This is a genomic window from Faecalimicrobium dakarense, assembly GCF_000499525.1.
In the GTDB taxonomy this organism is placed as follows: Bacteria; Bacillota; Clostridia; order Peptostreptococcales; family Peptostreptococcaceae; genus Faecalimicrobium; species Faecalimicrobium dakarense.
Genome location: NZ_HG529377.1, coordinates 1 through 14,743 on the forward strand (window position 1 = coordinate 1; position 14,743 = coordinate 14,743).

Here is a 14,743-nt window from a genome sequence, read left to right on the forward strand (position 1 = left end):
AATACAAAAGAAGAAAAAGCTATAAGTTTGGTCTTAGAGGATATGCTTCAACTAGACTTATATTATTTGATAATGCAAAAAAAGAACTTCTCTATAACTCAGAGTCTAAAGATGTTATAAATTTTTATAAGGAGGTTTTAAAATGAATTCATTTACTCTTTTAATAGGAAGCGCAATTATACTTTTAGTAGCTTATATATGTTATGGCGGATACCTTGCTAAAAAGTGGGGTGTTGACGATTCTCGTAAAACTCCTGCTCATACAAAATATGATGGAGTTGATTATGTTCCTGCTAAATCTCCAGTTTTACTTGGTCATCACTTTGCATCAATAGCTGGTGCTGGACCTATTGTAGGACCTATACAGGCAGCCATTTTTGGTTGGATTCCTGTTACTCTATGGGTAATAATAGGTAGTATATTCTTTGGTGGAATTCAGGACTTCGGTTCGTTATTTGCCTCTATAAGACATGATGGTAAATCTATTGGCGAAATAATAGAAGTTAACATGGGTAAGAAAGGTAAAAAATTATTTGCTTTATTTGCTTGGCTGACTTTAGTTTTAGTAGTTGCTGCTTTTGCAAATATAGTTGCTGATAACTTTGTTTCAACACCTCAAGCTGCAAGTGCTTCTGTATTTTTTATGATTCTAGCAATATTCTTTGGCATAGCAGTATATAGATTTAAAACACCTCTTTTATTGTCTACTATAGTTGGAGTTATATTATTATTTGCTTGTATTTACTTAGGATTTTTATTTCCACTAGTTTTATCTAAACAAGTTTGGATTCTTCTACTTATGGTATATATATTTGTTGCATCTGTTACTCCAGTATGGATACTTCTTCAACCTAGAGATTATTTAAATTCATATTTATTATATGCAATGATAGCAGGTGCTCTTTTAGGTATAGTTATACTAAGACCTGAAATAAAAATGGATGGATTTATAGGTTTTAATGTTAATGGTCAGTATTTATTCCCTGTATTATTTGTTACTGTTGCTTGTGGTGCAATATCAGGCTTTCACTCTTTAGTTGGTTCTGGTACATCATCAAAACAATTGTATAAAGAATCTGATGCTAAAAAAAATTGGTTATGGTGCAATGCTTATAGAAGGATTATTAGCTATAGTAGCTCTTATAACTGTTGCTTATATATCAAATTCTCAATTTGGTGATTTATTAGCAAATGGTGGTCCTGTAAATGTTTTTTCAGAAGGTATAGCAAACTTCATGCTTTCTTTTGGTATTCCATTTAGTATAGGTAAGACTTTTACAGCCCTTGCAATCTCTGCTTTTGCTCTTACTTCATTGGATACTGCTACTAGACTTGGAAGATTTATATTCCAAGAGTTCTTTGATAATGATATTTCTGAAAATAAAGATGAAAGTAAGAAAAATCCTCTTACAAATATGTACGTTTCAACAACTATAACAGTTGTTTGTTCTGGACTTTTAGCTATTTTAGGCTATGAAAAAATTTGGCCAATATTTGGTTCTGCAAATCAATTACTAGCTGCAATATCTTTAATGGCAATAGCTATATGGCTTGCTAATACAAATAGAGGTTGTAAGGAATTTATTATTCCTATAATATTTATGTTTATTGTTACTATAGTTTCTCTTTGCTTTAATATTAAATCAAACATTGGTGTAAATTATCCTTTAGTTATGATAGCTATAGCGCTTTTAGTTTTATCACTTGTATTAATAAAAGAAGCATTAGCATTTTTCAAACGTAATAAAACTAAAGAAACTAACTAATCATTAAAAATAAAAAAGGAGCTAGACAAAATCTAGCTCCTTTTGTTTATATTGAAATACCTTCATCTATTCCAAATAAGTATACATACTTTTCTTTTACTTCTTTTCCTGTTAAATCTTCAACTACTTGAGCATATAAATCTAATTGCTTTTTATATCTATTTACTACTTCTTCTTTATTTTCTTCATTTACAAAATCTGTTTTATAATCAACTATGACAATCTTTTCGTCTTCTTCAAAGTACATATCTATTATACCTCTTAGCATAAGACTTTCACTATCATACTTTGTAGTTTCATCATATTTTCCTAGCTCTTCATATATGTATACATCTTTCATTTTGATTTGAGCATAAATTGCTTGTTCTTTTTTAATAAATTGAGATTTAAGTACTCTTTGACCTAAATCTGATTTAAAGAATTTATATATCTTATATGGATTTATAACTGATGATTGATTCTTAGTTATTATACCTTTATATATAAAACTTTTAATTTGTTCTTCTATTTCACTGATACTATTTATTTTATTAAAGTCTAAAACTTCCATTATTAAATGGACTATAGTACCTTTTTCAGCTCCAGTTATTTTATTATTAACTTCAGATTCTTGCATAAATAATGGTTTCTTTAAGCTAACTTGATTATTAAATATATCCTTTGTATATTCTTCTTCATAATTATTTTGTATCTTTTTAATTTCTGTTACTGATATACTAGCAGGCTTAGTTACAGAAGCTTCATATGGATAAATATAGTCTAATTTTTCTTTTATATTATCGTAGTACTCACTATCAGGTTCATTAATGTCTAAGTTTTCTATAATTTCTTTTATTCCATCTTGTTCTTCATCTTCTTTTGCCTCTATTGATACATCATCTTTATACCAAAGTTTTGCACTCCACTTTGAACTATGATTATCTAAATTATCTATATCAATATCAGCTATTTCTCTTAAATTTTCTAAGTCTTTATGTTTTAAAACTGCTGGCATTATCCAATCTAAAAATCCCTTACCTTTTAATATTTTATATTGCGATATTGGCTCATTTCCATCTATACCATTAGACCATGATTTTAAGTTTTTCTCTATATCTCTTACAGATCCAGTTATTATAAGTTTTTCTTTTGGTCTTGTAAAAGCAACGTATAAAACTCTCATTTCTTCAGATAGGTTTTCTACATTTATTTTACTTTTTAATGCTTCTTTAGCTATACTTGGGTAAGATATTCTTCTTTCATAATCTACAACTTGAGGTCCATATCCTAGATTATGATGATATAAAATATCTTTTTTAAAGTCTTGAGTATTAAAATTTTTACCCATACCAGAACATATTACAACAGGGAATTCTAATCCTTTACTTTTATGTATACTCATGATTCTAACTACGTTGGCATTTTCTCCTAAAGTTTTTGCACTTCCCATATCTGTATTTGATTTTCTTAATTTACTTATAAAGTTTATAAAGTTAAATATACCCTTAAAGCTAGTTTCTTCAAATTGCTTAGCTCTTTCAAATAGTATCTTTAAATTGGCTTGTCTTTGAGATCCTCCAGGTAGTGCTCCTACATATGCATAATATCCTGTTTTAGTGTATAAGTACCAAAGGAATTCATCTGTACTCATATATAATGATTTTTCTTTATAATCTTTTAATTTATCTATAAACTCTATACATTTACTAGCTTTTTCATCTTCACTTTGACTAAACATTTCTAATGCTTCATAAAAACTTTTTTGTCCATCTTCTACTCTTATATCTATTAAATCTTCTGGGGTAAATCCGCAAATTGGTGATTTAAGCACTGCTAAAAGAGGTATATCTTGCATTGGATTATCTATAACTTGAAGTAGAGATATAATAGTTTTTATTTCTATTGTATCAAAGTATCCTATTCCTGTATCTGCATAAGTTGGTATATCCATATTCATAAGCTCATCTGCAAATACAGGAGCCCAAGCTGAAGTTGCTCTAAGTAGTATTACTATATCTTTAAACTGTACTGGTCTATAGTCGTCTAACTTTTTATCATAAACCATTTGAATCTTTCCGTCTTCTTTTGGATTCATTAAATCTTTTATAATTTTACCAACCATTCTAGCTTCAAGTTGTATATTATCTATTTCTTCCTCGTCTTCATTACTTTCATTTTCTTTTTCTTCACTTGAATCTTCAGACTTTAATTTACTTTGCATTATATGTATTTCAGAAGGCCCTCCAACCATGACTTCTTCCTTATCATTTTCCTTAAATATAGCTCCTAAATTAAGTCTTTCTTCTTCTGTATAATCTATTTCTCCAATATGCAAACTCATTGTATTTTCAAATATATAGTTTGCACAGTCCACAACTTCTTCTCTACTTCTAAAGTTTTTATATAGCATTATTTTTCTATATAAAGAACCTCTTTCAGTATCATAATCTGCATATTTTTTTAAAAATATTTCAGGCTTTGCTTGTCTAAATCTATATATACTTTGCTTAACGTCTCCAACCATAAATCTATTAGGTGTTTTTATTTTTGCAATAGTACTAAGAAGAACTTCTTGTACTAAGTTACTATCTTGATATTCATCTATAAATATTTCATAAAATTTATCTCTGTATCCTAAAGCTATATCTGACGGTATATCATTTCCACTATCATCTTTTTGAGTAAGTATCTTTAAAGCAAAATGCTCTATATCATTAAAGTCAATTATTCCCTTTTCTCTTTTTTTATTATCATAAGCTTCTTCAAACTTAATTACAGTTTCTGATATAGATTTTGCTACATTATATAAATATCTAAGCTCATCATTTATATCTTCATTTTCTTTACAGAATGTAGATGCTATCATTGATTCTATTGATTTTTTAGCTTTTTTCCTTATATCATCTGCTTTTTTCTTTATATCAGTTATATATGTTGGTGCATCTTTAGGGATTCTTTTTACTCCTTTTGTGTAATTTTCAAACTTCATAGATGACATAGCTTTAAATGCATCATCCCAAGTTTTATTACATCCTTCTAGTATTCTTTTTATCCCATTGTAATCACTTTTGAATTTATCTAAATATGTCTCAAGCTCCTCTATACCATCAAGTTCTTCTAAAGCTTTTGCCATACTAATTTCCATTCCACTTACTTCTATTTTAACTGTATCAAGAATAGCCTTAGCCCAAATTGAATTTGAAAACTCAAAGTTTTCATCTATATTAAACTGCTCTGCCGAAAATTCTAACCACTGCCTTGGATTAGGAGATGCCATTGCGAAATTATATATTCTAAGTATAATATCAGCTAAATTACTATCTCCTCTTCTCTCTGCATAACTTTCAACTAAATTTAAAAATCCTTTATCTTGCTCTACATAAAGATTTTCAAAAACATCTTCTATAGCTTCTTGTTTTAGTAATGTACATTCTGTAGTGTCTCCTATTCTAAAGTTAGGATCTAGGTTTATCTTATGGAAGTTCGACTTTATAACTTCTAAACAAAATGAATGTATTGTTGTTATACTCGCTTTATTTAAAAGTACAAGCTGACTTTGTAAATGTTTATTTTCTGGATTTTTATCTAAAGCCTTTCCAATAGCATCTCCTACTCTTTCTCTCATTTCTGAAGCTGCTGCATTAGTAAATGTAACTACTAATAGTTTATCTATATCAATTGGGTTATCTCTATCTGTTATCATTTGTATTATACGCTCAACTAGTACTGCAGTTTTCCCCGAACCTGCAGCAGCTGCTACAAGTAAATTACAGTCCCTACTATCTATAACTGCTTGCTGTTCCTTTGTCCATTTAGGAGAACTCATTATTTCACCTCTTCTCTCATTGTCTTTATTATTTCATCGTCACTCTTTTTGTTTATAATTTTATATTTATTATCCTTTAATGTTGTGTCAAATTGACATATCGCTGAGTAGTTACAGAAATTACATGAATTTTTATCTTTATTTTTATATGGGGATATGCTTATATTTCCGTCTAACATATCTTCACATAAGTCTTTTATAAGATCTTTTACATACTTTCTTATTACTTCAAATTCTTCACTACTTACTCCTTTTGTATGCCTTCCTAAAGTTCCATCTTTGTTTAAGTTTGCTGGTATTATTAAAGATGTAGCTCTTTCTCCATTTGCTAAAGACTTGTCCATTTCTTTTATAATGTTTGAGTCCTTTATTAAAAGACCTTGCATCTTTAAACTTTTTAATATATTTTCTCTTATTTCTTCATCATCTTTATTTTCATCAAATTTAACTATTGGGTCGTCAATTCTAGAGTATAAAATAGCTGCTGGATTTAAATCTTTGCCACTTTCTAGTATTGCATCTAAGTAAACTAATAATTGTAGCTGAAGACCATGATATATATCAGTTAAACTTAAATCTTTTTTACCAGATTTATAGTCTACTATTCTTATATATCTTCCTTCTTCATTTTCAAACTCATCTATCCTATCAATTTGACCTCTTAGATTTATTTCTTCTCCGTCATTTAATATTATTTTTATCGGAGGATATTTTCCTTTTACAGAGAAATCAACTTCATAGTCCGTTGGTTCAAAAGATCCTTGCTTTATTTGTTCGCTGATTATACTTATTGCTGATATAAGCATATTTTTAAGTCTATATGCAAGATATTTATATCTCTCAGAACTTTCTAATATATATCCTGGAATTTTACCAACTATATCATCTACTATTTGAGATACTCTATTAGTTATATAATTTCTATCTATTTCTCTCCAATCTAAATTATCAATACTTAGTTGTTTTGAAAATCTATCTAATATATTATGAATAAATGTTCCTAAATCTGGCGCCGTAAATGAATACTCTTTTCTTTCCTTTGCCTTTAATCCATATTGAATAAAGTAGGCAAATGGACATTGTGCATACATTTCTAATCTAGAAACACTTAAGTTTTTATCATATAAAGATCTTATTTTTTCTTCTTCTATTTTTTGAACTTGATTTGTATAACTTAATCCACTTATTACTTTTTTGGTAATATTAGAATACTCTTTATCATTTAAATAATATCTATATACATCTAGCCATATATTGTTAATTTCTTTTCCATCATCAAATTCTTTTATTTCATTTATAAGTTCATTAAATGTTGGAGCTTTTACAGTTATTTTATCTAGTATTTCTTCATCAGTTTTAGCTTCTTGTTCTACTAAATAACTTTTATTATCAATATTTGGGAATATTTTTTTAAGTCTAGATATTATAACCGATGGTCTTAGTGTTTTTCCTTCATGGTCTGAAATAGGGTAAGTTACTATAAGATTTTCACTTGTAGATGTCAAAGCCTTATAAACTAAATATTGTTCCTCAAAAGTTTTCGTTTTACTATCAATATCTACCTCTACACCCTTTTGACCTAAATTCTCTCTATCACTATCACTTAATAGACCATTATCTTTTGCTATAAGTGGGAATGTACCATCTGTTGTCCCTATTAAATATAAATACTTTGTATTAGGATTTTTCATTCTATCAACACTACTTACTAATACTTGATCTATACTTGGAGGTACTAATCCTAGTTCATACTCATCAAACCCTAAGCTTATAAGTTTTATAAATTTATCTAAAGATATTTTTTCATCCCCCATTATTTCTACCATTTGATCAAAAATATCTACTACTATATTCCATACTTGTGAATATTGATTTGCTACATCTAGTTCACCTTTATTTTTAAAATTCATTATTAAGCTTTCTATTGTAGTAGGCATTTCAATTTCTAATAAAAATTCGTATACAAACTTACAGATTTCACTTACACTATTTCTTCCCTTTAATTTTTCCTGTAAGTTTATTATTGGGGATAATACTCTATTCTTTATTTCATTAACTCTAAGCCTTAAATCTATTTCATTTTCTTTTTCCTCAGCTACTATGTTATGGTTTATTCTATAATTCCACTCTTCTTCAAACCACTTTTTACCCTTTATACCATTTGCTAGTACATAGTTTTCAAGTAAGCTAATATCTTCATTACTTATACCTATAAGGCCACTTTTTAAATATCTAAACATAGTCTCATAACTGTATCTTCTATTTTTCATTTCTAATGCAGATATTATAAGTACTATTATTGGATTACTTTTAGCTTCTCTTTTTTTATCTATAAAATTTGGTATTTTATATTCGTTAAAAATTGAGTGTACTAAGAAATCATACTTATTTAAATCTCTCGTAGCTATAGTAATATCCTTATATCTAACGTCTTTATCTCTTACTAGCTTTACTATTTCTTTAGCTATTTCTTCTACTTCAGAATATAGGTTATTAAACTCTTTTATTTTTATATCTTTAGTTTCATTATCATATGTCTTATATGGATAAGAATGATAGTACTTTTCTAAATGTTGTAATTCCTTACTATCTTTAAATCTTTGTATAACCGAATTATTTAAATTAACATATGGAAGCACTTGAGTACCATCTTCATTACATAATTTAATAAGCTTTTGGTATGTAAATTTTGTTCTCGAAAATGCATCTGATTTATTGTAAGATATAGCTTGTGGATTATCTACCGTTAAAGATATAGTTACTTCTTTCGCTTTAGAAAATATACTTTTAAGAACTCTATACTGATTAGGTGTAAATCCTGTAAATTCATCTATATAAATATATGCATCTTTAAAATAGTCACATAAGTTTAACTTGTCCGCTAATGAGTTAAGCATATCTTGAGAGTCTACGTAGTTTTCATTTAATTTTTCTTCATATTCTTTATATATTTTACTTACATCCTTAAGCTTTAATTTTAAAGTTTCATTATCAATATCTCCACTTATATTTTCTAACATTTCATAGCTTATATTGTATTGCTTTAATTCTGATATAATATCAGATATTGAACTTACAAATCCAGATTGAGAAGATGATTTTGAAAATATATTAAGCTCATCACTTACACTTTCTATTGCTCTGTAAGTCATCATCGCTCTACCACTTGAATTTATATTAACTTCTGTCAATCCTCCAACATGAGATAAAACTATATTACTCATGGTCTTAAAACTTAAAACTCTTGACCTTAAAAATTTATCTTTTTCCTCTCCTAAGAAAAGTTTACTCATTCTTTTTTCCATTTCAAAAGTATATTGTTCTGGAACTAACAATATAACAGGAGATGTTTCATTATCTTGAACTCTTCTTTTTATATCTTCAAGCATATATGTAGATTTTCCACTACCGCCTCTACCGAACACAAATCTAACACTCATAAATTTCCTCCTCTAAAATGTTATAATCTATATCGTCTCCATTGCATAATTTATTAAACTCACAAAACTTGCAATGCTCTTTATTATGAATTAACTCATATCTATAATCCTTTTGTTCATTTTCATACTTAGTGTGCTTTATCCTATTTATGTACTCATTTAATTTATTTTTATTAGAATTATGTTTTTGGTCACTATATGAAATAGTAATTGGTCCATCATCAAATAATGGTTGATAATATTTCATTATTATATTTGAAGTATCAATATTAATATCAAATAGTTTTGGTATTATATCTTTAGCTAAAAACATATAAACTATTGTTTGCATTCTATTTTCTACGTTTTTATAATTAATCTTTCTATTTTCTGTTTTCCAGTCCCATATTTCGATTTCATTTTTCTTTATTACGACTAAATCATATTTTGCTTGTAACTCATTTCCAAATAAATTATATCTAACCTCATACTCTGGTAAATATATATTTTCTTCATCCATAGGTATCAATTTCTTTATTTTATTTATCCATAAAATAAAATCACTTTTATCACTATCATTTATACCTAAAGGTATATTGCTAAAATATCTTTCGCAAAGTAAATGAAACTCTCTACCTATCTTTAGACCTTCATAGTACTCTCTACTTTCAATATCATCATGCTTCCAGTTTATATTTTCTATATACTTATATTTAAATTTCAAAGGACATGACTTATATGTATTTATTGAGTTTTGGCTATAACAAAAATGCTTTAACTTTTCGTTCAATTAATATCACTTCCTTTTATGCATTTATATTTTTATTATCTTTTATAGAGTCTGCTTTTTTGTAAATAATATATTTTTCAAGCTCATTTATATAAAGTGATGGCTTTTGTTCTTTGTTTTTCTTTCCTACTTCGCTTTCATCCTTATAAGAACTGCATGATAATATTAGCATTTCTTTTGCTCTAGTTATCCCTACATACAATAATCTTATCTTCTCATTTATTAATTCTATTTTAGTTTTATTTATGTAGTCTGTAGGGTTCTCCCCTGTAAATATTGCATCTATTTCTGATTTGATTACTGCAATTGGGTTTTTATATTTATCTTTTAAATACCATTTATCGCATTGAAACTTTTGAGTGATATTATCTGGGAAGTTATATTCAACTAAACCTAATAAAAATACACAGTCCCATTCTAATCCTTTAGATTTATGATAATTACAAACCGTTATACTTCCTGGTTCTGGTTCATATCCATTCATTTCATATACTACATCTATAATATGATTAAATACTTTATTTTTAGTATCAAATAGTATTTCATACACATTACTTAAACTTATATTTATATTTTCCAAAGCTAAATATTTTATATAAAAGGCTATATAAGCAACTATAGCACTATCTTCTTTTTCTAATTTTAATTTTTCTCCTATATATAAAATTAATAAATCTAATCTAGATGTTGGATATTCAATTATATCTTTTAATACATTCACTCCATATAAAAAGCTTTTATATAAATCACTATCATCATCTATTATTAATGATTCATTTTTTTCGATATTATATATTATATCTTCTGTGTTATGCTTTCTAAGAATTTCTAAAAAGTCATTTTTACCTAGTTCGTTATCTGTACGTATAAATACTTTATCTAAAACATTTATAAGCTTTTCTATATCATCACAATTTAATATAAAATCAATAATATAAGCTATATTATTAATCATCTTTCTTTTGTTCATAGAATTTGGTCCTAGCTCTTCAAATTCCATATTATGTTCAGTAAGCTTTCTTGCAACTTGAGTGATTTGTTCATTATAAGGAACCAATATTCCTATATTTTTATCTGGGTATTTTTTCTTTATACCTTTTACGTATGCTACTGTTTTTTCTACTTCGTCACTCCATGTTAAATATTTTTTTGTATTTATACTATAAATATCAGGTTTTGGATTTTCTTTATAGCCCATACCTATTGGAACTGTTTTTATTTCCATATCCTCTAAAGCATTTCTACATTCAACTTGTCTAAATTCATGGTTTACGTATTTAACAAGCCTATTTGCTAAATCTAATATATCCTTAGAACTTCTGTTAGACATGTCCATTCTGTAGCAATTATCACTTTCTTCTATAAATTCTTTAAAGTATTTGGGATCTGATGATGAAAATGTACCTGTTATACTTTGGTTTATATCTCCTACTCTCACCAAGTTATTACTTTCTTTAGATATAAGTTTTATTATATTTCCTTGTATTTCATTAGAGTCCTGACATTCATCTTCAAATATATATTTATACCTATTTTGAAGTTTTAATCTTAGGCTTTCATCTAACTTAAGTGCTCTATATGCTAAAATTAATATATCATCATAATCTAACAATCCATATTGCTTTAGTTTATTATCGTACTCCCTATATATTGGAAGTATAATTTTAAGTATACCTTTATAGCTCGAGTCTATTATATCTTCCAAATTTTTTGGTGATATTTCTTTATATTTTAATTCACCTATGGCATTTCCTACAAGTTCATAGAATCCATGCTCCCAGGCATCAACCATTCTATCTCTCCACTCTCCATCCTTTTGGTCTTTTAAAAACCACTGAAATGCTCTTTCTCCTCCGTTTAATCTAAAGTTACTTATACATTCACTAAGTATTATATTTTTCTGTAAATCATCAGCAATACTAAATTCTTCACTTAGCATTACTACTTCTGGTTTTTCTTTTATTATTTTTACTGCTAAACTATGTATAGTCATAACCTCATAAGAGTTTTCTTCTTTTATGTCATTCTCTTGAAGTATTTTTTTAATTCTTCCTTTAAAGTTACTTACTGCACTATTCATATAAGTTAGTATTAATATCTTTGAACCATCATGTCTATTTTCTTTTAAAAGCTTAGCAACTAAATTTGTTACTATGAATGTTTTACCCGCTCCTGGCACTGCTGGAACTGCCATAGTTCCACTTTCATATCCTATTATGGGTAATTGGTCTATCCTATAATTTATATTATTCATCGCTTACTTCCCCTTTATCTAATATCTTTAATAATAAGCTATATAATATACTTTCCTGAATATATCCATTCACCGTATACTCACTTTTATACGCATATACTCGTTCTGCATTTTTTAAAAGATTATAAATCATATTATATAAATAATATTTCTTATATCCATCTTCCATATCATCAGTATAAATCTTATTTTCATTAAAAGATTTTCTAAGAACTACTACATTACTTATATCCTTTTCTATTTTCATATTCCATGAATTACTTCCTATGTCAACCCAGATCTGTATTGGCCTTTGTATATTAGATGATATATAAAAGTATGGAGTTGTTATTAAAATTTTATTTGAGTCATTTAATCTATCTATATCAGATCCACTATAATAATCATTTATTGTGCTTTTAAGTGCCTCTATAAATATTTTTTCTTTATCTTTATTTTGGTCTAAATTTAATAAACTTATATTTTCAGTAAAAATTTCACTTTCATTTATTATATTTTTACATATCTGTACGTTCTTTTTTCCATCATTTAAATTTAACATCTTATCTATATAAAACTGAATTAAAAATTCACTTATTTTTAATTTACTCTCTTTTTTACTATTTATATATTTCAAAATATCTAAATAACTATCATGTTCATATTTATTTTTAAATATCTTAAATGCTTGTATCCTATTTACACCTAAAATTATTTCTATAAAGCTTATAAATTCTTCTTCTCTTATTAACTCTATATAATTATAGAAAATACAAGTTGCTACTACTAGCGCATTAGCATATGGGTAATCTATAATTTTTTTTATCTTTTTTACTATTAAATACTTCTACACTATTATTTTCTAATATATTTTTAATTTGATAGTCTAATACTGTATTGTTTACTGGAGATATTATAGCTATATCCTTAGGGCTCGTACCACTATTTAAAAGGTCTATTACCTTATTACAAACTTCACTAATCATTTCATTATATAATTGACTTGACTCATCTAAATATATATCTGTAGAAGCATGTAATATATCATTTATACTAATATTTTTAAATATATCATTGCTTACTTCGAAGTTTTCTCTTATTAAATTATTTATACAATCCATATCTATATTGTTAAATACTGAATAATCTCTAGTTGAATTAAAGTTTATATATAAATCTTTTACATCTTCTTTTAATAAATCTATGAATTCAATTTCAGCATTGCTACAACTTTCAAAACTATCTACTATTAGATAATTTATCTCTTTTTTTAGAAATCTAATATACCTCTTATCCTTAAGTAAATAGTTATTATATAGATATATACAAAGAGAATTATCTACCATACCATTTACTAACAATGTATTTATATAATTTTCTATTATTTCATTCATCTGGCTATAGGAAAATCTATTTAAACTTTCTCTATTCTTTTTAGATAAATATATTTTTTCTCCTATAGTCCTAAAATCTATTAACCCTTTCGCGGCTTGGTTAATATTAGTATTTATACTCTTTGATATGTTTCTACTTGTACCCGTTATATCATCAAAGTAACCTTCTGAGTTTCTTTTATTTTCTACCTCCGCATTTATTATATAATCAGATAAACTGCTTGATATAAATATTGGTGATATTGTATTTTTTTCTACTTTGTCACATTTTTCTAATATTAATGGCCAAAATTTAATAATTTCTTTTTTTATAAAACTTAAATATGTAATTATTTTTAATTCTTCGCTAAAATTTAAATTTAATTTTCTTAGATATGCAGTTCTTGCTCTATTATTAGAAACTAGTATCATTATATTTTTAGATTTATTATTATTTTGATTGATTAATTTAGTGTATATATCTATAAATTTTTCTATTTTTTTATTTATATTTTCCTCTGTAAATATATGTTTCATATAAACACCTTCTTTTTACTTATTTAGTAGCATTTTAATTATATCATATAAGAATTTGTTACTGTCATACTGTCAATCATACTATATCTAATATATAATATTTAAAAGTTGATACTATAAATTATCTACAAAACATATAATTTATAGTATATTAGTATAAAAAAATGCAGCCTGTTGGCTGCTTTTTATTTTATCTTTATTAAAGCTATATTTTCATTATTAACTTCTAAGTTACTTATTATTAGTTTTTCCATAACTATATTTTAAAATTTATATCTACAATTACTCAAATTAAAATTAGTGTATCAGTTTATTCATGATAAATTTACTAAAAGAACCAATAGCAACCATTGCTATATTTATAAGCATTAAATAAATTACATAAGATATACTTATTTCTTTTATAAACATCTTAATTACGGACATAGTCGGACTAAAGTATGGCATTACTATCCATAAAGCAGTATTTGGACTATTTAATATATACTGAGTATATAGTGCAAAAAAATAGTAAAAATAAACCCATTGAACACCCTATTAATCCTACAATTAATGATTCTAAAAAATTAAGATTATATTTATATCCTACGTAGAAATTAACTCCAATGTAAAGTACTGCAAATACCATACCTATTGTAAGTGTTAAATTTGTCATAGGAAGAAAATTAAAGTAAATAAAAGACACTAGGCATATAATTAATATGTCAAAGAATAACGCTTCACCTGCTTGAAATACCTTTTGCATATACTCACCTCAAACTCCTTTATTTTATTATATTTAAAGTGAATTTAAAGTGTGAGTATTAGAACATAAAAAAAG

Annotated in this window: 9 protein-coding genes; 2 read left to right on the plus strand and 7 right to left on the minus strand. The window is 26.3% G+C overall.

Going from position 1 to position 14,743, the window contains the following annotated elements; translation table 11 throughout:
- Positions 1-142 precede the first annotated feature (142 nt).
- Complete coding sequence (locus BN899_RS20590) at positions 143-1,180, plus strand: carbon starvation CstA family protein (protein WP_330362548.1); 1,038 nt, start codon at positions 143-145, stop codon at positions 1,178-1,180.
- Positions 1,080-1,766, plus strand: coding sequence for a carbon starvation CstA family protein (locus tag BN899_RS20595; protein ID WP_330362549.1), 687 nt, complete (start codon positions 1,080-1,082; stop codon positions 1,764-1,766). Before BN899_RS20590 ends, BN899_RS20595 begins: the two co-directional genes overlap by 101 nt.
- Before the next feature lie 46 nt (positions 1,767-1,812).
- On the opposite strand, the gene addA is transcribed toward BN899_RS20595, so the two are convergent.
- From addA to BN899_RS12575, 7 genes are all read right to left on the minus strand, one after another.
- Positions 1,813-5,571 carry a helicase-exonuclease AddAB subunit AddA gene (gene addA / locus BN899_RS12550; RefSeq protein WP_042275881.1) on the minus strand — a complete coding sequence of 1,253 codons (3,759 nt, stop codon included), beginning with the start codon at positions 5,569-5,571 and terminating at the stop codon, positions 1,813-1,815.
- On the minus strand, positions 5,571-9,011 hold the full coding sequence (gene addB, locus BN899_RS12555) for a helicase-exonuclease AddAB subunit AddB (RefSeq protein ID WP_042275884.1): 3,441 nt from the start codon (positions 9,009-9,011) through the stop codon (positions 5,571-5,573). The genes addA and addB overlap by 1 nt, the downstream gene beginning before the upstream one ends.
- Complete coding sequence (locus BN899_RS12560) at positions 9,001-9,780, minus strand: PD-(D/E)XK nuclease family protein (protein WP_042275887.1); 780 nt, start codon at positions 9,778-9,780, stop codon at positions 9,001-9,003. Before BN899_RS12560 ends, addB begins: the two co-directional genes overlap by 11 nt.
- 16 nt (positions 9,781-9,796) lie before the next feature.
- Entirely contained in the window at positions 9,797-12,034 is a 2,238-nt protein-coding gene (locus tag BN899_RS12565) for an ATP-dependent helicase (RefSeq protein WP_042275890.1), read from the minus strand.
- Positions 12,027-12,650, minus strand: coding sequence for a hypothetical protein (locus BN899_RS19835; RefSeq protein ID WP_242824173.1), 624 nt, complete (start codon positions 12,648-12,650; stop codon positions 12,027-12,029). The genes BN899_RS12565 and BN899_RS19835 overlap by 8 nt, the downstream gene beginning before the upstream one ends.
- Positions 12,651-12,807: 157 nt before the next feature.
- Positions 12,808-13,923 (minus strand): hypothetical protein, encoded by a 1,116-nt coding sequence (locus BN899_RS19840; protein ID WP_242824174.1) that lies wholly within the window; start codon positions 13,921-13,923, stop codon positions 12,808-12,810.
- Positions 13,924-14,395: 472 nt separating this feature from the next.
- Entirely contained in the window at positions 14,396-14,668 is a 273-nt protein-coding gene (locus BN899_RS12575) for a hypothetical protein (RefSeq protein ID WP_042275892.1), read from the minus strand.
- Positions 14,669-14,743 lie beyond the last annotated feature (75 nt).

Excerpts from the sequence above, each read along its gene's own strand:
- BN899_RS20590 (WP_330362548.1), top strand. The coding sequence starts at position 143 with ATGAATTCATTTACTCTTTTAATAGGAAGCGCAATTATACTTTTAGTA.
- BN899_RS20595 (WP_330362549.1), top strand. The coding sequence starts at position 1,080 with ATGCTAAAAAAAATTGGTTATGGTGCAATGCTTATAGAAGGATTATTA.
- addA (WP_042275881.1), bottom strand. The coding sequence starts at position 5,571 with ATGAGTTCTCCTAAATGGACAAAGGAACAGCAAGCAGTTATAGATAGT.
- addB (WP_042275884.1), bottom strand. The coding sequence starts at position 9,011 with ATGAGTGTTAGATTTGTGTTCGGTAGAGGCGGTAGTGGAAAATCTACA.
- BN899_RS12565 (WP_042275890.1), bottom strand. The coding sequence starts at position 12,034 with ATGAATAATATAAATTATAGGATAGACCAATTACCCATAATAGGATAT.
- BN899_RS19840 (WP_242824174.1), bottom strand. The coding sequence starts at position 13,923 with ATGAAACATATATTTACAGAGGAAAATATAAATAAAAAAATAGAAAAA.
- BN899_RS12575 (WP_042275892.1), bottom strand. The coding sequence starts at position 14,668 with ATGCAAAAGGTATTTCAAGCAGGTGAAGCGTTATTCTTTGACATATTA.